Consider the following 21,178-nt stretch of genomic DNA (forward strand, 5'->3'; position numbering starts at 1 on the left):
GATTATATGATAAAGTTCCTGAAATTTGAAGCTGTAGGCATTTTGAACACGTTAATAACCATTGTTAGTTATATGATCTTCATATACTTTGGAATGAATTATTTAATCGCAAATATCATTGCTTATAGTTTAGGTGTCATTAATAGCTTTTATTGGAATAAAACGTGGGTATTTCAATCAACAACGAGAAGCTCAAAAGTTTTTATGAAATTTATTGCGGTTAATATAATTACATTGGGTATAACTACACTTATTCTTTTCCAGTTGGTTGAGCGTACCTCACTGCATTCCATTTACGCTCAAATACTGGCTACAGGGTTTGGATTAGTTATTAATTTTATTTTAAATAAGAGCTGGACTTTTAATAATACAGCAATCAATATGGAGGAAAAACAGTGAGAGAATTAGTTTCTGTTGTTGTTCCTATGTACTTTGAAGAAGAAGTTGCGCAGGAATGTTATAATCGGCTAAAAACAGTTATGAACGATCATGAGATCAATTATGAGTTTATTTTTGTGAATGATGGAAGTACAGATCGCACCATTGATATTTTAAAAGAAATTTCAATGGTTGATAATCGGACTAAAGTGATAGATTTCTCAAGGAACTTCGGCCATCAGACAGCAGTAACGGCTGGAATTGATTATGCAAATGGTGATGCGATCGTGATTATAGATGCAGATTTGCAGGATCCTCCTGAAGTTATCCCAGTTTTAGTGGATAAATGGCGTCAAGGGTATGAGATCGTTTATGCGAAAAGGAAAAAACGAAGCGGTGAAACCTGGTTTAAGTTGTTAACAGCTAAATACTTCTATCGTTTTCTTAATTATATGTCAGACATAGAAATTCCAAAAGATACAGGAGACTTCCGGATTATAGACCGTAAAGTGGCAGATGTGTTTAAACTGATGACTGAACGAAACCGGTTTGTCAGAGGAATGTTTTCCTGGATAGGATTCCGTCAAACATATATTGAGTATGAAAGAGACGAGCGGTTTGCAGGTGAAACGAAATATCCTTTAAAGAAGATGATTAAGTTTGCATCAGATGGAATTATTGCTTTTTCAACAAAACCATTACGATTTGTCATGACACTTGGATTTATATCTGTATTCATCTCTTTATTTGTTCTTTGCTACACGATTGTTATAAAGTTATTTGGACAAGAAGTTCAAGCCGGATGGGCATCCATCATGGTTGCGATCACATTTTTCAGCGGGATTCAGCTTTTGGGAGTGGGCATTGTCGGTCAATATATTGCAAGGATTTATGATGAAAGCAAGAATCGTCCGATATACATCGTAAGAGAAACTGTTAATATAGAAGAGAAACAAAAAGAGAAAAGTATATATTAGATTTATTTTCCAATTCATAATACAATGAACATGTAAATTATTTTTATAACAACTGGGGGTCATTACATGGCAATACTCGTTACAGGCGGTGCTGGTTATATTGGAAGCCATACAGTAGTTGAGCTATTAAATACTGGCTATGATGTAATTGTATTAGATAACTTTGTTAACAGTAATCCTGAGGCACTTAATCGTATTCAACAGATTACTGGAAAAGAAATAACCTTCTATAAAGTAAATCTATTGGATAAAAAAAGTCTCACTGAAATCTTTGCTGAAAATCAAATTGAAGCTGTTATCCATTTTGCAGGTCTAAAAGCTGTTGGCGAATCTGTAGAAAAGCCGCTTTATTACTACCAAAACAACATCTCGGGAACTCTTGTTTTAAGTAAGGTTATGAAAGAATTTGGTGTGAAGAAGATGGTATTTAGTTCTTCTGCAACTGTCTATGGAACAGCTGATTCAGTCCCTCTTAATGAAGATACACCACTTGGAGCTACGAATCCTTATGGCTGGTCCAAGCTTATGCTCGAGCAGATTTTCAAGGATTTGTATGTATCAGACAATGAGTGGAGTATTGCTTTACTTAGATACTTTAATCCGGTAGGAGCTCATGAAAGCGGACTGATAGGAGAAAATCCAAACGGTATTCCTAACAACTTAACACCATACATTACTCAAGTTGCGGTTGGTAAGCTTGATAAATTGCGTGTGTTCGGTAATGACTATGATACAAAAGACGGAACAGGTGTTCGTGACTATATCCATGTTGTGGATTTAGCTAAAGGCCACTTAAAAGCTTTAGATAAAGTCTTAACAAATAATTTAGTAGATGCTTATAATCTGGGAACTGGTGAAGGATATAGCGTGTTAGATATTATAAAGACATTTGAAAAAGTTACTGAGCTGAACATCCCATATGAAATAACAGAACGTCGCGCTGGAGATATCGCAGTAAGTTATGCAGATCCTACAAAAGCAAAGCAGGAGTTAGAATGGAAAGCGGAAAGAAGTCTTGAAGATATGCTTCGTGACTCATGGAATTGGCAGCAAAAAAATAAAAACGGCTACGAAAATTAATTACTCATAAGAAAACAGTGCTTACTCCGAAGCACTGTTTTTCTTTTTCTTACGATTATAATAAATGATAAGCGTAATTAATGTAACTGCACTTACCAGTATCCCAGGTATTAGTCCCGGTGGAATAAAGTACAATTCAATTTCATGTGTACCCGGTTTTACTTCTATTCCTGAAAACGTATAGTGTGCAGGGAATATCTCGGTCCTTTCACCATCAATCTTAGCGACCCAGCCTTTATTAAAAGGAATGGATAAAAAGAGAGTTCCGCTGGTAGAGGTTTTAAGTGTGCCTGATAGTGAAGTCGAATTGTATTTCAAATTATTTAAAGTGTTCTCTTTCAAAATGTTTATTTGTTTTTTATAATCGTCCATCGGATCAAGCAGGACTTTAATATCCTTTATAACATATTCTCCTGGTGAAATGGATAGTGTGATTTCTTTCGTCTCCTGATCAGCCTCTCCAAATCGGAACAGGACTTCATCAACAGTATCTTCATAATGGTACTGACTCAAAACAAAGCTTCCGGCTGACATATTTTTGATATATTTTAATTCTCCTAAAAGGTCACTTTTCGCAAAAATCGAAACTCCTCTATGAGGCGTGTTAGGAAGCAAATGCGCATAAACATATAACTGTCCATTGCTCTTAACAGGGGCTGGTATTTTTATTTCAAAAGGCTTTTCGGAATTGATTTTTATACCATTTTCCACACGTTGGAACGGAACATTTACCGTAATATCTTGCGTATCACTGATAACATAATTATTGAATCTTGCATCATCGACAAGAGGAGCATCTTCTTTAATAACATAATTCAGCATTACTTGCTCCCTCAGGTATACAGGCAATGATAAGAATTGTTCTGTTGACATCGCTTTAGCATAAACAAACCCTAATGGAAGGAAATGTTCATTCCTAAAAACCTTAGTATCCCCAAACGTGTCCTCCAGGTGATATCCGTAAAGCTTGGGAGTATTATTTTGAGCAATATAGTATTTATTGCTCAAAATACTTGTCAGGTAAGTGCTGTTTCCAAATCCTCTTATCAGATTAAAGCTTCTTATCGGCTGCGCAAGAACATCCATTTCAAACTTTTGCTGTTTCCAAGGTATCAGAGACTGATAAGAATAAAATCCCTTGTAGTCATAAGTCAATGAAGAGTTAATTGCTGTTACACCAGGTATACTTGGAACAAGCCGGTAAAAACTTGGGTCTTGTTTTTCTACTTCATTAAGCATAGATTCCAGTGATTTATCTTCATAAGAATTTTCATATATTTCTTTATTCAGTAAAGGTATTGTCGACCATATACCTTGATGTTTTATGCTTGATATATCCGTTTTATTTGTTTTTACTATCAGATCCGTAATGAAGCTATAACCTAACAGAACGCTATAGCTAACACAAATCAAACTAGTAAACATAAATATAGCTTTTTTAAAGTTCTGTGATGTTAACAGCTGAGCGGCTAAAATTCCAGCTAGCCAAAAACCGGGAAGTATATAAAGCAACTCACTGTAACGAGAAATCGGATTGTGCCATAGCCAGAAAGAAATTAGTGTACTTCCAAGAATTAAAGATGCAAAGTTAAGTACGTTATTCTTTAAATTGTTCAATGTATGAACAGCAATGAAAAGAGATAACAGATTTAGAATAAAGAAACCTCTTAGTTCTTCAGGTTTGCTGAAGCCGCCGATAATACTGGTTAATAAAGGAAATTGGACGGAAGCCCATAAAAATATACTTAAAAAAAACAGTGGAAGTCTTCTAAATTTAAAACCAATCAGTAATAATGGGATAGTTGCAAAAAACAAGTAATGCATACCGCCAGTAACTAAAATTCTTTGCATGGTATCCGCAAAACTTAACATCATGTCGAAGCTTGGACCAGAACGAGCTTGAGCGTTCGACTCCAAATAGCTAAAAACAGAAGGAAGAAAGAAAGGCATCGAAAGTCCAAGCCCCGTTAAGTATGATAGACCTAACCTGAGATGGAAAAACAAGAACCCCTTTAAAGACTTCTTAATGGTCTCTTGATGAAAATATCGAAATACAGCAAAAATAAAGAGACCGATAGACAGAAGAAACATGAGATAAAAATTTCCTATACTTGCAATTAAAACTACTAAAATGAATAAACCTGGCTTCTTGTTTTGCAGAATCCTCTCATATCCCAATAAAAGAAATGGGAAATATACTGCAGCATTAATAAAGAAATAATGCGTATAAAAATAATCAAAATGATAACCCGCAAAAGGATAGATAAGCGCACCTAAAAAAGACCAATGTTCCCGTACACCTGTTTTTTTGAAGAACCAGTATGCACCTAAACTCATTAATAGCATTTTTATAATTGTCATAGGTAGGAATAAAGCAGGGAAAAATGATTTAGGAAATAAAAACATCGGCCAGATGAAGATATCTCCCAGCATATAGTAACCAAAATCATTCCAAAAACTGCCACCCATTCCATATTCCCAGGACCAAAAAGGGAGCTCTCCGTTATGAATAAAGTCATAAAAATGGTTAAAGAAATGTACATACTGCTCTTTGGTATCTCCCAGTGAGGAGAAATAATAAAGCCCGTTTTGAGGGATTTTATATAGAATGAAAATGGATAATAACAGTACTGATAGTAACAATAAACCCAAATATAAATTTCTATTTAACCAATTAATCATGTGATCTCTCCGCAACAGAGGCTTTTCCCTTGTTGAAAATAACAAATTTGCTTAACACATAGTTGAGGATGACAATAATCACATTTACAGCAACCTTTGAGAACAAGTCATTTACATGCAAGTATGAGACAAGAAGAATCATCAATGCAAGGTCTAAACCAAGGCTTAATAGCCGGAAAATTATAAAGGAGCCTAACTCTTTTATAATATTTCCTTTTGATTTAAAAACATAGATTTTATTTGTAATATAGGCAAAAAGAACAGCAAAAAACCATGCTAGGGCGGTAGCGACAGTATAGTGTACTCCTAACAGGTCGGTCATGATTAAATAGGTAATAAAGTTTATGAGTGTTGTTAAAACACCAAAAAACAAATAACTAATAACTTCTTGTTTCATTTTTTACTCCTTGGGTGAGAGGGCTTTCTTTTTTATCGTTATACTCCTCTACAAAATATAAAGGTCTTTTCTTAGTTTCATTAAATATACGGCCAAGGTATTCTCCTATAATTCCAATTGATAAAAGCTGAATGCCTCCTAAGAATAAGACTACGGTCATTATGGATGGATAACCTGAAACTGCTTCTCCATAGATTAATGTTTTTAAAATGATCCAGGTCATATAAATAAAAGCAAAAATAGAAATTGAAAAGCCAAACAAAGCTGAAAACCTTAACGGTGCAGTCGTAAAAGAGGTAATGCCTTCAATGGCCAAATCAACTAATTTAATGTAATTCCACTTCGTTTCTCCTGCAGCCCTTGGATCTCGATCAAATAATATTTCTTTTTTGTTATAACCGATCCAGCTGAACATTCCTTTTGTATATCTTTGTGTTTCCCTCATTTGTTTTAAAGCCTCAACACATCTGCGGTCAAGTAAACGGAAATCACCTGTGTTTTCTTGGATAGGAATGCGGGTTGTTTTCTTAAGAAGCTTATAAAAGGTTTTAGCCGTCCCTTTTTTTATCCAGGTTTCTCCCGATCTGCTGCGTCTCTTAGCATAGACGTCATCGTAGCCAGCTTCCCAGTAAGTAATCATTTCCGGAATAATTTCTGGCGGGTCTTGCAGGTCTGCATCTAAAATGATAACTGCATCACCCTGCGCATAGTCTAAACCTGCAATCATAGCCGTTTCTTTTCCGAAATTTCTGGAGAGATTTACGTAGGAAATACGTGAATCTGCATCTCTAAGTTCTTTAATTATGTTTAAGGTGTTATCCTTGCTGCCGTCATTTACAAATAGAATTTCGAATAAATAGTCTGGAATCGATTCGAAAACTCTAAATAATCTATGGTAAAGAGAATATAAAACTTCTTCCTCATTGTAAGCAGGAATTAATATAGAAATTTTTTTCATGTTTCCCCCCTGGAGTATTTTAAAAGATTTACTTGATTATATTAACAAAATTTTTCATTTAACGATATAATAAAAAGGTATGCTTACATAATATGGGGGGACATATGAAGAAAAAGCTTAGTATTCTACTATTTTTATTTGTTTTAGTACTATCAAGTTCTATTGTTAACGCGAACGGAACGGTAACAGTGGAACGCTTGGATGGACAAGACCGATTTGATGTAGCGGTTAATGTTTCAAAAAAAGGCTGGGGAGCAGGAAGTCAAACTGTTTTTCTTGTAAACTATCAAGCTTTTGCGGATGCGCTTGCTGCATCTCCATTCGCTTATAAAGTGAATGCACCCATTTTGCTAACAAATCCTGATCGGTTGAACGTGAAATCAGAAGAAGAAATAAAAAGATTAAAAGCATCAAAGGTTATTATTATTGGTGGAACGGGCAGTGTAAACCAAAATGTTGTTAACAGACTTTCACAGTTAAACCTTCAGGTTGAAAGAATAGATGGGAAAGATCGCTTTGAGGTGGCTTATAATGTCTCCAAAAAGCTGGCAGCCAAAGGAAAAGTCATTATATCAAACGGTACGAACTTTGCGGACGCATTAAGTATTTCACCTTATGCATCAAAAAATGAATTTCCGATTCTATTATCTACAAAAGATAAGCTTCCACCAAGCACTCTGCAAGCAATAAAAGAAAAAAATCCGCAGCAGACGATTATTGTCGGTGGGACAGGTAGTGTATCTGGTACTATTGAAAATGCTGTGAAAAATCCACTCCGTGTGGGGGGCAAGGATCGTTTTGAAGTAGCTGTAAATGTAGCAAAGACATTTAACCTGCCAACAGCTAGAGTGGCTATTTCAAACGGCACGACGTTCGCGGATGCTTTAACAGGATCTGTACTTGCAGCAAAGCTAGATATGCCTTTATTGCTGACACAGGCAAATACTGTTCCAGCTGTAACAAAAACTTTTATTGATCAAAAACAGGTTCCTAGTTTTACAGTTTTCGGTGGTGTTGGATCTGTCAGTAATACAGTTGTTGCACAATTAAAAAATGAAAAGCCCTTAGCCGGAAAGAAAATTGTGCTTGATGCGGGGCATGGCGGTACTGATCCAGGTGCCGTTAATAGAACGTATAACATTTATGAAAAAACATTAAATATTAATTTTACAAAGCTATTAGCGGGGCACTTAAAGACTATGGGAGCAGAAGTGATCTATACGCGTGATCCTTCTAACGATAAATATATTTCGTTACCAGATAGAGCTGCTTTCGCAAATAATCAAAATGCTGATTTGTTTATTAGTATTCATCATGATTCTTCAGTGGATACTTCAATGTCCGGCCAAAGTGTTCACTACAGCAGCTACAGACCCGCAATTGAAACAAAGGATGTATATGTAAAATACAACGGTAAAACCTATCCGTTCGTGAGAGAGGATACTCCGAATCAGCTGTTTTATTACATGGATGGAAACACTATGAAAAGCATGAGCTATCAAGGAGACATCGTTGCATATGATACCATTTCTCCTTCAAGTGCAGCAGTAGAAAGTGCCAAATTAGCTCCGATCGTATCAAATTCCATCAAGTATAATGGCATTGCATCCGGATATGTGAAAGATCATAATTTGCATGTAACCAGATGGACAAAGATGCCATCTCTTTTAATAGAACTAGGATTTATGTCTAATTCTAAAGAGATATTAATTTTGAAACAATCAAGTGTTCAGAATGCCAGAAGTCTTTCATTGGCAAAAGCGATTGAAAACTTTTATAGATAAACATTAAAATTAAAAGGAGCCTGAGCTTAAACAATTGTTTAAGCTCAGGCTCCTATTATTATTATTATTATTTGATATGGTTTAAAAGTTGCTGCTGGACAGTGGAGCTGACTGACCCTGTTCCACCCAGTATATACATAAAGTCTGTTGCCTCTTGCTTTTGCTTAAGGTAGTTTTCGATGTTTCCTTCTAATTTACTGGATGTCGTTAATAAAATTGGTGCACCCATATATGCTGCAAGCGGACTTCCGGATAATGCATCCGCAAATACGTCACCTCTTGCAAAAACGAGTGTGCTTGGATCCATTCCGTAATTTTCAATACCATACTTTGCTGCATTAATTGAAACTTGATAACGGTTCAATCCACCGATCCGCTCAACTACAGCACCGCTGTGTAATTGCTTAACTTTTGTCATTACTTGATCAGAAACGGTTGCAGGTCCTCCAACGATGATAAAGTTTTTAATGTGGGAGTGATTTTTGATAAACGTTTGAATGGCATCTGGAACCGAGTTTGTACCAACTAAAAGGATAGGCATGCCTGCATACCCCGCCATTCCTGAAGCAGATAGAGCATCTGGGAAATTTAAGCCGCTTGCAATAATTGCAGTATCTGTATAATCCGTGAGCAACTCTGCAACTCCAGCAGAAACAGCAAAACGATCCTTGCCTCCAATTCTTTCTATCGTCTCAATTCCATTGTTGCGCAACTGTTTCTCGACATTAGTTGATACAGAACCAGTACCGCCTAAAATAATGGCTCGGTCAGGGCTGCGACGGATAATTTCATAAATAGTTGTATTAGGTAATGAGTTTGTACCAGTTAACAGAATGGGAGCTCCTTCTATCGCCGCCAACGGTCCACCTGATAATGCATCGGTGTAAAGGTCACCCCGGGTAATGATTATCGTATCAGAAAAAGCACCCTGATTTTCCAGCTCGCTACTGATCCCCGCAGACACTTCATAACGGTCTTTACCGCCAATACGTTTAACACCTGGGGATAACACATTGTAAAATGACCAGACCGCATTCATTGTATCCGTGTCTAATGCGTTAAATGCAGCAATATTATAGCCAGGTTGAACAGTTAAAGCTTTATTAAAGGAGCTTCCGAGACTAATAGGTTCGTCATAATTCAAATACAGATCCAGTTCATTAGCACTTGTTGTTCCGCTAATATCTAAACGTGTACTTCCTTTTGCAAGTCTAATATCATGTGCAGCTGGCTTTGATACAGATAGTGAAGGCAATTGACCTGATGGCTGCTCCGTATATATACCAGAGAACAGATATTCATACTCCTTTGGAAGCTCACTAACACCCTGAACTTCGAAGATATAATGTCCTCCAGGAAGGTTAAAGGGCTTACCGTATTCAAATTCAATTTCTTCTTCGGCATAAATATTGGTTAATGTTACAAAGATCTCATCTGTATCACTATGTAATTTAGAGATTGTGAACTGCCCGCCTGCTGATTCAAAGTAATACTCATGAATGGTATTCATATCCATCGATTGTTTGTAGGTTACAGTGGTTTGAACAGCAGCTTGCATACGGTAGTTGGTTTGTTGAAGTTCACCTCTGTTTGTTGACAATGGATTGGTCTCTGAAGTATTTGCATTTACCCCAGTTGTGAAAAATAATGAAGCGGCTAGTGATAATGAAACTGTACTAATCTTCATCTTATTCATGCGATCTTTCCCCTTTAATTAAGCTGTGCCTTATGGCATGCAAATTAATATTAAACGAAATATAAATTAACACAATAGGAATAACTTACCAATAAAAACTACTCTTTTGTAAAAATTTGTATTAAACTAATATCCTAGTATGTACGATGATAGATTAAGAAAAAGAAATCTACAGATAGGGGACAATTTTATGAAAAGAAAGATAATAACGTTAGTTTCTGCACTCACATTGCTAGTGAGTTCTTTAGCTCAGGGAGAATCAGTAAATGCTCAAAAACCTGGACGAAACGCACAACACCTTCCAAAAAAAGCAGGGCTGAATAAGTCTAAATCGACGAATCCCATTTTTAATGAAGAAGTTATACTTAAATCTGACAAGGATGTTCATTTAGCCACGTATGGACTAAGTCCTGTCTATACACCTCCACGCATGAAAAAAAGAGGATATATAATAGCGAAAGTTAAAGTCGGCAATAGTGTCGGAGAAGTCATATCCAAACTCAAAAAAAATAAGAACATTGAGCTTGCAGAGCCTAATTATGTAACTAAATCCTCTCAAACCGTAGCAGATGCAAGCAATCAATATGCACTCTCTAAGACAGGATTAAATACAGCTAAAGATAGCATTTCTTCTAATAGACAAGTGAAAATTGCAGTTATTGATTCAGGAATTAATAAGTCATTTGAGATTTTTAACGGAATGAATGTAGCTACAGGGTACAATGTATTATCCAACAGTACAGACGTAACAGATCAGATTGGACACGGAACATTTGTGTCTGGTTTAATTGCACTAACTTCCAAAAAGGCAAATACGACAATCCTGCCAATAAAACTTACGGATCAGGCAGACAATATTCCAGTCAGCTCTTCTATAGAAGCAATCTATAAAGCTATTGACCTTGGAGCAGATGTTATTAACATGAGCTATGGCTCTCAAGCACCAAGTCAATCAGAATACGATGCCTTGCTGGAGGCTTATTATGAGCATGGAATAGTACTTGTTGCTGCAGCAGGAAACACCGGAGATGATATGTATCATTATCCTGCTAGCTTTCCTGAAGTAATCAGTGTGGGCGCAACGGATTCTGGTGATGAAGTCACTCATTTTTCAACTTTTGGTGATGCGTTAGATATAGCTGCACCGGGTGAAGATGTAATATCTGCATTAACAGGTGAGCTAGCAATGGAAGGTATGCAATATGGACCAGGCGCAGGAACTTCTTATTCAACCCCTTTGGTTTCCTCTTTAGCATCTTTGATCTTGTTAAAGGGTGGGGAGATCACTCCAGAACAAGTGGAATATAAGATAGAAAAAAGTGCATCTATTCCTATTCACTATCCACAAGGGTGGAATATTGATTATGGATACGGAAGGATAAATGCCTCAACAGCTTTAAATACAGCATTGCCTGATACAGCTGGAGATGCACCTGATGAAGCCTATCAAGCACAAAGTGTATCTTTGGGAGCTATTAAAACAGAAAAATTAGCACTGCCACAGGATATTGATTACTACACAGTCAACATTCCTTATTCAGGACAATTAAAGATCGAGTTAAGTGGGGTAGCAAACATAGATATGGCACTATGGTACGAAAATGAAAGAGGAGACCAGGCTGCATTGATTGATGATGGATATTTAGGTGAAAAAGAATTAGCTATACTGTCAGTAAAACCTGGTAAATACACAATTGGAATCTATGATTATAACGGCCATTGGTCTGGTTCAAATTATCATTTTAAAACTTCACTCAACCCGATAACAGGTTTTATCAATGATAAGGATACAAAAGTAAAAGGAAAAGCTAACCCAGGTTCAACGGTATATATAAAGAACGGTTCAAACACTTACACAGGGAACGCTGCACAGGATGGAACATTTTCAGTTGCAACACCAAGATTTGTTGCAGGAACAAACTTAACTATTTATTCAACAGATAAAAGTGGATTATCAAGCCCTTCTATTACAAAGAGTGTTATAAAACATGTAGAACGTGTAGCAGGGAAAGATCGTTTTGAGGTAGCTGTAAATTTATCTAAAAAGGGATGGCCAAGTGGAGCAAATACAGTCGTACTTTCCAATTATTTAGCGTTTGCAGATGCACTGACAGCAGGTCCTTTAGCATATAAACAAAACGCACCCGTTTTATTAACACAGCCTGCTTCACTTACTGCCATGACAAAAACAGAGATTACTAGATTGAAAGCTAAAAAAGTATTTGTTGTTGGTGGAGAAGGAAGTGTCAGTGAAAATGTAGTCTCGCAGCTAAAACAAATGGGAATTGCCGTAGAGCGAATTGGTGGAAAAGACCGTTTTGAAGTGTCGGCTAACATTGCGAAAAAGCTTTCAAATAAAGGAAGTGCAGTGGTAGCAAACGGCTTAAATTTCCCTGATGCTCTATCAATATCGCCTTATGCATCAAGAAATGAGCTTCCTATCCTTTTAACCAAACCGAAAGAAATGCCAAAAGTGGTTTCTGATCAATTAAAAGTGAAGGGTATTCGTTCAACGATCGTAGTTGGCGGCGAAGCCAGTATATCCAAAGAGGTGTTATTAAAGCTGCCTCAGGCGAGACGAATTGGTGGAAAAGACCGATTTGAGGTTGCAGTTAATATAGTAAATCAGCTGGGTCTGAATACAGAACGTGTAGCCCTTACAACGGGTATGACATTTGCTGATGCTCTTACAGGATCCGTTTATGCAGCAAAAAATAATATGCCATTACTATTAACAACTAAAAACGAATTGCCAGCATCAACTGAACGATTGTTTAAGGATAAGGTAATTCGAAGTTATCAAATCTACGGTGGAATTGGTTCTGTTAGTGATGATGTTTTAAACAAATTACCATATAAACCTTAAATTTAAGGAAAAAGAGGCTAAACTAATATTATTTATTGGTTTAGCCATTAATCTATATTAGCGTTATATGAATAAATTAACATTTGTGTAAAAAAGTCTTTATTTTTTGAAATAATAATGTAATATGTAATATGTGTTTGAAACATTAACGGTAATAATTGATTATTAATGCATTCTTTTATTTTCAATATAATTTTTAAATTCTACTGAATAAGGCTTCAGCACATTTTGTTATTTCAAGATAATAAAATCAAATGATTTTAAAAATAGGTATAGCATAAACTATGTGCTTTTTATATTAAATATAACTTTTTATATTAAATATAACTTTTTATATTAATAAGATATACAATCTTTTGAAAATTACTTTAGTACTATTTTAAATACATACTGAAGCTGTCTTTATCAGACATTATTTGAATTCAATTGTTATTTAAGTTACAAATCATTACAAATAGTTACATATATTATGAAAAATATGTTCTTAATTGTAAAAATATGTGTTAAAATTACTAGGCAAGAAATTCCTAGTAATTTTATTAAGATATCATTTATAAAGGATGTTTTTTATATGAAAGTTAGAAAAGCTATTATACCAGCAGCAGGTTTAGGAACCAGATTTTTACCTGCTACCAAGGCAATGCCAAAAGAAATGCTTCCAATTGTTGATAAACCTACAATTCAGTACATAATAGAAGAAGCAATTGCTTCGGGAATAGAAGATATCATTATTGTTACAGGGAAAGGGAAAAGGGCGATTGAAGATCACTTCGATCATGCCTTTGAATTAGAGCAAAACCTTTTTGAAAAGGGGAAAGTTGAATTACTTAAAAAGGTCCAGCATACATCAAAAATGGCAGACATCCATTATATCCGTCAAAAAGAACCTAAAGGACTTGGACATGCTGTGTGGTGTGCACGTAAGTTTATTGGAGAAGAACCATTCGCTGTATTATTAGGAGATGATATTGTTCAAGCTGATAAACCATGTTTGAAGCAGTTAATTGAACAATATGAAAATACAGGTTCATCTATTATTGGAGTGCAGGAAGTTCCAGAAAATGAAACAAGCCGTTATGGGATTATTGATCCCAACAGTCAAAAAGGTAGATTATATGGTGTGAATAATTTTGTTGAAAAACCAATTCAAGGAACTGCACCATCTAATCTTGCTATTATGGGTAGATACTTATTAACACCAGAAATCTTTAGCTTTTTAGAAAGCCAGGAAACCGGGGCTGGGGGAGAAATTCAATTAACTGACGCTATACAAAAACTCAATTCAATACAACAAGTGTTTGCTTATGATTTCGAAGGTATTCGTTATGATGTGGGAGAAAAATTAGGTTTCATCACTACAACTCTGGACTTTGCTCTACGAGATGAAGAAATAGGAAAAAAATTAATACCAGAATTAGAACGGATTTTAAAACAATTAAAAATAGAAGTGAAAAATAGATAAAAATTTCAAACAAAATATTTATAAACAATCATAAAAACCGAATTGGAATTTTATTAAGAAGTAAGGAAGTGAAAGCCAGTGTCCAATCTAGCTGAAAGAGAATATATCCACTTACATACTGGTGTAACCATTAATACTGAACAGCAGAGAAGCTACTTACTTGTTAAACGTATTATTGATATTAGTGGATCATTATTTGGTCTATTTTTACTAGGAATATTATTTTTAATAGTGGCAATAGCAATAAAGATAGAAGATCCAAAAGGTCCGATAATTTTCACACAGAAAAGAGTAGGCAAAAACGGAAAAGAATTTAAAATGTACAAATTTAGATCTATGATATCTGATGCGGAAAATAGACTTGAAGGCCTACTGAAATATAATGAAACAACTGGTGCTATGTTTAAGATGAAAGACGACCCTCGTGTAACCCGTATTGGACGTTTTATTCGAAAAACAAGTATAGATGAATTGCCTCAATTGTGGAATGTATTTTTAGGGGATATGAGTTTGGTTGGTCCAAGGCCACCGCTTTTGCGGGAAGTGGAAGAGTATACTGATTATGATATGCAACGTTTACTTGTTGTTCCTGGTTGTACAGGGCTATGGCAAGTGAATGGAAGAAGTGATATTGGATTCAATGAGATGGTTGAATTGGATTTACAATATATCAGATTACGTAATTTAAAATTAGATATCCTCATTATTTTAAAAACTATTAAAGTCATGATATTGCCTGACAAAGGAGCATATTAGGGGGGGAAGTATGAAAAAGAAAATAGTTATAACGTATGGGACATTCGATGTTCTGCATTACGGTCATATTAATCTATTAAAAAGAGCCAAGGCTTTAGGAGATCATTTGATAGTCGGTCTATCAACAGATGAATTTAATGAACTAAAAGGTAAGAAATCTTATTATTCTTATTATCATAGGAAAGAAATTTTACAGTCCATTAAATATGTTGACAATGTCATCCCAGAAGAATGTTGGGAACAAAAAGCTTTAGACTTAAAAAATTATGAAGTAGACATATTTGTAATGGGAAATGACTGGGAAGGTAAATTTGACTTCTTATCTGATAATTGTAAGGTTATTTATTTACCTAGAACTGAAGGTATTTCCTCAACATTGATTAGAGAAAGCGTACTTACGTAGTTTTTGTGCTTGGTTATGAGGATACATGTTGTAGAGCTTGGGATAAGATTATAAAAAATATTAATTGCAATGAAATTAAAGTTTAATAAGGTTACAAAAAAGGAGTTTAAAGCATCATGTTAATTTCTCATAAAAGTATTGATGTAGTAACAGTAACGTACGGAGAAAGATGGGAGTTACTTGAAAAAGTCATTAAAAGAGTTATAACATTTGAAGAAGTAAATTCAATAATAATTATAGATAATGCATCTACTTATTCTATTGAAGAAAAATTAGCCGAGCAAAATTTAAGTGAAAAAGTAATAGTTATGAATCAAAAAGTCAATTTAGGTTCGGCTCTCGGTTATAAAAAAGGTATTCAAAGAGCTGAATTAGAAAAAGGGAAATTCATATGGTTATTAGATGATGATAACTTACCAGATGAAAATGCTGTACAAAATATAATAATAGCACAGAAAAATTCAAAAGATAAAGAAAAAACTGTGTATTCTTCCTTTAGAAATGATCGAGAAGAACTAATAAGAAATAAAGGCCAAAAGTTAATTAAGAATACTTTTTTTGAATTTAGTATTTTTGAAAAAATGAAAAAGAAAAAAATAGTTCAGAGTAAGATAGATTCAAAGATTTTATCTTGTGATTATGTTCCATATGGCGGGTTAATATTTCCAAAGGCTGCTATACCAGAAGTAGGTTATCCAGATGAAATGTTTTTTTTGTATGTAGATGACTTTGATTTTACTTATAGATTGACTAGAAAAGGATATAAAATAAAATGTGTTACGGATAGTATAATTGAAGATTTAGAACGTTCTTGGTTTAGGGTTGAAAAAGAACCTTTATTCAAGAGTTTCTTTAAAGCTGATGATTCCTATAGAGGATTGATGCATATCCGTAATCGTGTATATTTTGAAAAAGAAAATAACAATACTAATGTGTTTATATATAATTTGAATCTAGTTGTTTATTTAACTTTTGTATTGTTAAAATACATGCCAAAAAATGCAACTGGTATAAAGAAGTACAAATTAATTTTAAAAGCAATAAATTTAGGTAAAAAAGGTAAGTTGGGAAATGAGATTTAATAAACAAGCAGTAAACAATATTTTACAAATGAGTTTTGTTCAGGGATTAAATTATATTTTACCACTTATAATGATCCCTTATTTACTTAGAACTATTGGTGTTGAAAACTATGGTAGAGTGGCAGCTGCGATAGCGATAGTTCAATTTTTATTAATAATCTCTGACTTTGGCTTTAATTTCACAGCAACTCAAAAAATTGCTGTGAAAGGCAAAATTGATAACAAGTTAATTAGTACTATATATATTTATAAGATAATAATAATAGTTATTCTATTAATAACTATTATAGGATTAATTTATATAAAAAATAGAGATGAAATATTATTTATATTTGGTTTTTTTGTTTTTTTTATTGGGCAATCCTTAATACCAGCTTGGTTATTTAGAGGAATAAACAAAATGGTTTATGTTTCTTTATTAACTTTCATTTCTAAGTTAACAACCCTGATTCTTCTTTTTGTTTACATCAATCAAACAACTGATTATTATTTAATGGGTTTAATTTATGGTGTGCCATCATTCATTACTATGATACTGTCTTATTTTATAATGAGAACATATGGCTTTAAATTTGTTCAAGTTAGTTGGGAAGATTTGAAAGAAGAATTGAGTTCTGGAAAAGATATGTTTTTATCTAATATTGTGGGGACTTTTTATACAACACTAAACCCTATTATGCTAACTCTTATTGCGGGTCCTTATGCGACAGGGATTTATTCCACATGTGAAAAAATCATTGGGGTACTGAACAGTATGACCAACGCTGTATCACAAGCTGTTTATCCAATAGTGTGTCAAAAATTTACTGAGAACCCATATTTTAAAGTGAAAAAATATATGATTCCGATTTCTTTTTTATTTTTCGGATGGTTTCCACCCTTTATTCTTGTGGTGAGTTTAGTGTTAAATTTTAATAGTGAATGGATATTGGAACTAGTAAATGGAAGTGATGTTCCAAATGGACAAATATCTCTGCTAAATATAATGATTTTTATTCCATTTGCTATTAGCCTTGGCCATCTTCTGGGTATTCAATCTCTTTTACCACTTAATGAAAGAGTAAGTGTAAGAAATTCAATATTCAAGGGTGCTATTCTTAATCTGATTCTTGGGACGGCAGGAACATTAATTTTTGGGGTTATCGGAATGGGAACTTCAGTATTAATTTGTGAATTTGTAGTAGCTTTATCAATGTTTTTTTATTTAGTGAAATATTCCAAGCAGAACAAATGGAATGAAAATGTAACTATTTATAATTAAAGATTTATAGAAGGCACAGGTAATAAAAAAATGGCTAAAATTAACCCCACTATTGTTTTATATAATCAAAAAATCGACAAAAGTATTACATTTAATTCTTTATACAAAATATTAAAGGAAAACATAGAGCTAATAAATCACATAAATAAAATCTTGGTAGTAGATAATTCAGATAATGAAGACATATTTAAATATAATAGGAAAAAAATTGGGGATTTTAATGATGAAGTTATTAAAGTTTTCTATTTAGGTAATGGAAAGAATATAGGAATTGCTAAAGCTTATAATTGGGCTGTTAATATTCTTGAATTAGAAAATTTGTCTAATAATAATTGGATTTTATTATTGGACCAAGATTCAACGTTAACAAAAGATTTATTTGCAAGCTTCTTACAAAATGATAAAGAATATTTGAAGAATAATATTGGAATTGTTATGCCAAGAGTTATATGCAAACAAAAAATTGTATCTCCACTTTTAATTGGAAAACCTTTTGAGTTTCAAGAACCTCAAAGAAACATAAAAGGTATACAAGAAAAAAGAGTTACTGGAATAAATAGTTGCAGCTATATAAATTTAAATGCTATTAAAAAAATAAATGATTTTAATGAAGATTTTCCAATTGACTATTTAGATCATATTACATTTTGGGAAATACAAAACAAGGGTTATCAAGTTTATGTATTAGAAACAATGATTAATCATGACTTATCCTTTTTTGATTTTCCATCTGTTCCACTTCACCGTTATAAAATTTACTTAGAAGCACGTTTAAACTATATAAAAGAGGTTTCAAAAACAAACAAAAAGCCATTGAACAAAGCAATATTTGTAAAAGATTTTTTATTCTTACATTGTAAAAGAACTATTAAGAACAAAATGTACAAACATTTTGTTTACGGTAGTAAAGTGTTTTTAAAATTTATGTTTCTGCACAAAAAAAGTAAAAGATATTTTTAAAGGGGCTTATAATGAAAGGGAAAATATTATCATCTAGTAACATTTACACAATAACAATTGCAATGTTAATGTTACTAATGATTACAGAAATTTTAATTGTACGATTTTCACTGCTATTATCAGATAATGTTTCTTTTCTAACCGATTGGAAAATATTATTAATTTTAGGTCTCGTACTATTAATAGGAACTTTTAAACGGGATAAATTAAAAACAGTTGATAAACTGGGTTTTATAGTTGCACTTATAGTTTTTGTGACCATTTCTATGCAAGCCTTTATAATAATTTGGAAAACAGACCTACCACCCAAAGATGTAATTGGTGAAATAGTAATACGATATTATTGGATATATTTTATAGGGTTAATATTTTTTTTGAAAATAAAAAAAATCAATATGACTTTACTCTTAAATATTACTATTTCTTTTATATTTTTAAATTCATTACTCGGTATATTTCAATACTTAACTCGTGATCCTATAATTCAAACAATGTACAAATCAGAACCGATTTCTTTTGCAATCTATTATTTAAATGGGATCAGTTCGTCCTATGAATGGTTATTTAATATGGGCGCTCAAGTCAGAGCTTTCGGACTTTTAAATAGTGGTTTAACATTAGGTCTTTTATGTGTTTTTGCTTTAAGTCTATGTATCTCAAGTTCACAGAATATATTTAGGAATCTAACTGTTAATTTAAATAAAGTGAAAGTTTCATATACCGTGGTTTTATTAAGTGTATTTTTAATTACTATATATATGACACTAACAAGAAATGTATATTTAACTCTTTTTAATTTGCTTTTATATTACTTTCTCTTAATTTTTTTTAAAGAGAAAGGCATAAAAATTGTTAAGGGATTATTTATAGCTGAATGGTCATTAAGTATACTCTATATTGGTTTTACAAAACAAATTTATAATATGGCTACCTTTTTATTTCCAAATTATAATATTGAAACCTTTAATAGTAGAATCGAAACCTATGAAAGAGTAAGTGATTTATATAATAACAATATTTTTAGTGCGTTATTTGGAAAAGGGATTGTTCCATCAAAGGAATGGGTTATAGATAATGACTTATTATCCATAGTTAGTCATATTGGTTTATTATCTTATATTATTATGCAAGGGATTTATATTTGGATTATATTCAAATCATTAAATTATATTAAAAATAAAGATAATGAAAACCAAATTTATGTTCAGGGATTAGTATTATTTTTAATGACTTATCCTATTGCTGCTACATTAAATTATGTGAGTTATATCTACTTTTGGGCGGCTCTGATTACTACTTTTATTTTATTTAGTAATAAGGAAATGCCGATAGTTAAATACAACTTTATTGTACATTCTATGAATATAAGTAATATGAAACCATTCATTCAATTCTTTAAAAATAATATGTTAAATAAAAACATTAATTTAATTATTTTAGAAGCAAATGATGACCTTAAAACTAAAATTAAAAAAGTTTTTTATACTTATTTCAAAAAATTTGATGGTATCTTATCAGACTATCCTACTACTTTATTAGAAAAGAGTGAAAAGATTAGCATTGCAATGGGGCATGGTACTGCTATTAAAAAGTTTCCATCTGATGCGGAATTGAAAAACGAAAAATATTTAAAATTATTTAGGGCTGTAAAATCTGCAAATTATTTTATTACAACTAGTGAGAGACAAAATGAATTAGAATTTCGAAATCCAATATTAGACAAAGACTCTAAAAATGTTTATTTACCTCTAGGATTACCTAAAAACGACTATTATTTTAATCTAGATAAAGTCAATAAAGTAAATTTAGAGGCAAGAGAAACTCTAGGAGTATTACCATCTGATTATTTAATCTTATACGCACCTACTTTCCGAGATTATTCTCTAAAAGAATCCCCTTTAAGTAAAGAAGTACTTATAAAAATTAATAAATTATTGTCAGAGAATAATGCTTACATGCTTTATCGTCCACATCCATTAGGTGGGACTATTAATGAAGATTTAGTTAATAGATTGAATTTAGACAGAATTTTATTAACTAAGAGGTACCAACTTGATACATTTAGATCATTGTGTGTCTCAAATGCATTAATAACTGATTATAGTTCTATTGGTATTGAATTTCTTCCTTTAAATAGGCCAATAATATCTTTTGTCTTTGATGAGGAAGAATATAAAGAAAAAAGAGGTATTGAGCTAGATTTCAATGACGAAAGTCTATCTCCAGGATTAGTTGTTACGGATAGTAATCAACTATTTAAATCCATAAATCTACTTTTTAAGCAAGAATATGATAGTGATTACTGGGTGAATAGAAGGAATGAATGCCTGAATAATCATTATACTTTTCCTGATGGAAAAGCTTCAGAAAGAATATGGAAATTAATATTAGAATTCTTAGAAAAATAGCTTTCTAATTCTAATTGATTTGAGGTGT

16 protein-coding genes are annotated in these 21,178 nt (G+C 32.9%); 12 read left to right on the forward strand and 4 right to left on the reverse strand.

The features are described 5' to 3' along the window. The first annotated feature begins 6 nt into the window (after nucleotides 1-6). The 3 genes from P8610_RS08305 to galE all read left to right on the forward strand — a co-directional run bounded on the left by P8610_RS08305 (nucleotide 7) and on the right by galE (nucleotide 2,435). Nucleotides 7-399 (forward strand): GtrA family protein, encoded by a 393-nt coding sequence (locus tag P8610_RS08305; RefSeq protein ID WP_394603951.1) that lies wholly within the window; start codon nucleotides 7-9, stop codon nucleotides 397-399. Beyond that, a complete protein-coding gene (locus P8610_RS08310; protein ID WP_394603952.1) occupies nucleotides 396-1,355 on the forward strand; it encodes a glycosyltransferase family 2 protein in 960 nt (319 codons plus the stop codon). The genes P8610_RS08305 and P8610_RS08310 overlap by 4 nt, the downstream gene beginning before the upstream one ends. A 66-nt stretch (nucleotides 1,356-1,421) precedes the next feature. Beyond that, on the forward strand, nucleotides 1,422-2,435 hold the full coding sequence (gene galE / locus P8610_RS08315) for a UDP-glucose 4-epimerase GalE (RefSeq protein ID WP_394603953.1): 1,014 nt from the start codon (nucleotides 1,422-1,424) through the stop codon (nucleotides 2,433-2,435). Nucleotides 2,436-2,456: 21 nt separating this feature from the next. Here galE and P8610_RS08320 read toward each other — a convergent pair whose 3' ends face one another. From P8610_RS08320 to P8610_RS08330, 3 genes are read right to left on the reverse strand one after another with little or no spacing between them, the layout of a single operon-like run. Next, nucleotides 2,457-5,117 (reverse strand): YfhO family protein, encoded by a 2,661-nt coding sequence (locus P8610_RS08320; protein ID WP_394603954.1) that lies wholly within the window; start codon nucleotides 5,115-5,117, stop codon nucleotides 2,457-2,459. Then, a complete protein-coding gene (locus tag P8610_RS08325) occupies nucleotides 5,110-5,514 on the reverse strand; it encodes a GtrA family protein (RefSeq protein WP_394603955.1) in 405 nt (134 codons plus the stop codon). The genes P8610_RS08320 and P8610_RS08325 overlap by 8 nt, the downstream gene beginning before the upstream one ends. Next, the gene (locus P8610_RS08330) at nucleotides 5,495-6,472 is read right to left on the reverse strand and encodes a glycosyltransferase family 2 protein (protein ID WP_394603956.1); all 978 of its coding nucleotides are present in this window, start codon (nucleotides 6,470-6,472) and stop codon (nucleotides 5,495-5,497) included. The genes P8610_RS08325 and P8610_RS08330 overlap by 20 nt, the downstream gene beginning before the upstream one ends. A 104-nt stretch (nucleotides 6,473-6,576) precedes the next feature. On the opposite strand from P8610_RS08330, the gene P8610_RS08335 reads away from it, so the two are divergent. Next, the gene (locus tag P8610_RS08335; RefSeq protein ID WP_394603957.1) at nucleotides 6,577-8,256 is read left to right on the forward strand and encodes a cell wall-binding repeat-containing protein; all 1,680 of its coding nucleotides are present in this window, start codon (nucleotides 6,577-6,579) and stop codon (nucleotides 8,254-8,256) included. A 67-nt stretch (nucleotides 8,257-8,323) separates the two neighbouring features. Here the strand turns inward: P8610_RS08335 and P8610_RS08340 are convergent, their stop codons facing one another. After that, nucleotides 8,324-9,952, reverse strand: coding sequence for a cell wall-binding repeat-containing protein (locus tag P8610_RS08340; RefSeq protein WP_394603958.1), 1,629 nt, complete (start codon nucleotides 9,950-9,952; stop codon nucleotides 8,324-8,326). Between the two features lie 190 nt (nucleotides 9,953-10,142). Here P8610_RS08340 and P8610_RS08345 point away from each other — a divergent pair, with 190 nt between their 5' ends. The 8 genes from P8610_RS08345 to P8610_RS08380 all read left to right on the forward strand — a co-directional run bounded on the left by P8610_RS08345 (nucleotide 10,143) and on the right by P8610_RS08380 (nucleotide 21,150). Beyond that, a complete protein-coding gene (locus tag P8610_RS08345) occupies nucleotides 10,143-12,818 on the forward strand; it encodes a cell wall-binding repeat-containing protein (RefSeq protein WP_394603959.1) in 2,676 nt (891 codons plus the stop codon). Nucleotides 12,819-13,389: 571 nt separating this feature from the next. Continuing rightward, nucleotides 13,390-14,280, forward strand: a complete 891-nt coding sequence (gene galU / locus P8610_RS08350; protein ID WP_394603960.1) for a UTP--glucose-1-phosphate uridylyltransferase GalU — start codon at nucleotides 13,390-13,392, stop codon at nucleotides 14,278-14,280. Nucleotides 14,281-14,358: 78 nt separating this feature from the next. Next, nucleotides 14,359-15,036 (forward strand): sugar transferase, encoded by a 678-nt coding sequence (locus P8610_RS08355; protein ID WP_394603961.1) that lies wholly within the window; start codon nucleotides 14,359-14,361, stop codon nucleotides 15,034-15,036. Nucleotides 15,037-15,046: 10 nt separating this feature from the next. Further along, on the forward strand, nucleotides 15,047-15,439 hold the full coding sequence (tagD, locus tag P8610_RS08360; RefSeq protein WP_394603962.1) for a glycerol-3-phosphate cytidylyltransferase: 393 nt from the start codon (nucleotides 15,047-15,049) through the stop codon (nucleotides 15,437-15,439). Nucleotides 15,440-15,555: 116 nt separating this feature from the next. Beyond that, nucleotides 15,556-16,521 carry a glycosyltransferase gene (locus tag P8610_RS08365; protein WP_394603963.1) on the forward strand — a complete coding sequence of 322 codons (966 nt, stop codon included), beginning with the start codon at nucleotides 15,556-15,558 and terminating at the stop codon, nucleotides 16,519-16,521. Beyond that, on the forward strand, nucleotides 16,511-17,782 hold the full coding sequence (locus tag P8610_RS08370) for an oligosaccharide flippase family protein (protein WP_394603964.1): 1,272 nt from the start codon (nucleotides 16,511-16,513) through the stop codon (nucleotides 17,780-17,782). The genes P8610_RS08365 and P8610_RS08370 overlap by 11 nt, the downstream gene beginning before the upstream one ends. A gap of 30 nt (nucleotides 17,783-17,812) precedes the next feature. Then, entirely contained in the window at nucleotides 17,813-18,742 is a 930-nt protein-coding gene (locus P8610_RS08375) for a hypothetical protein (RefSeq protein ID WP_394603965.1), read from the forward strand. A gap of 11 nt (nucleotides 18,743-18,753) precedes the next feature. Further along, a complete protein-coding gene (locus P8610_RS08380) occupies nucleotides 18,754-21,150 on the forward strand; it encodes a CDP-glycerol glycerophosphotransferase family protein (protein ID WP_394603966.1) in 2,397 nt (798 codons plus the stop codon). Nucleotides 21,151-21,178: the final 28 nt, after the last annotated feature.

It is taken from the genome of Fictibacillus sp. UD (genome assembly GCF_043558025.1).
Classification (GTDB): Bacteria; Bacillota; Bacilli; order Bacillales; family Fictibacillaceae; genus Fictibacillus.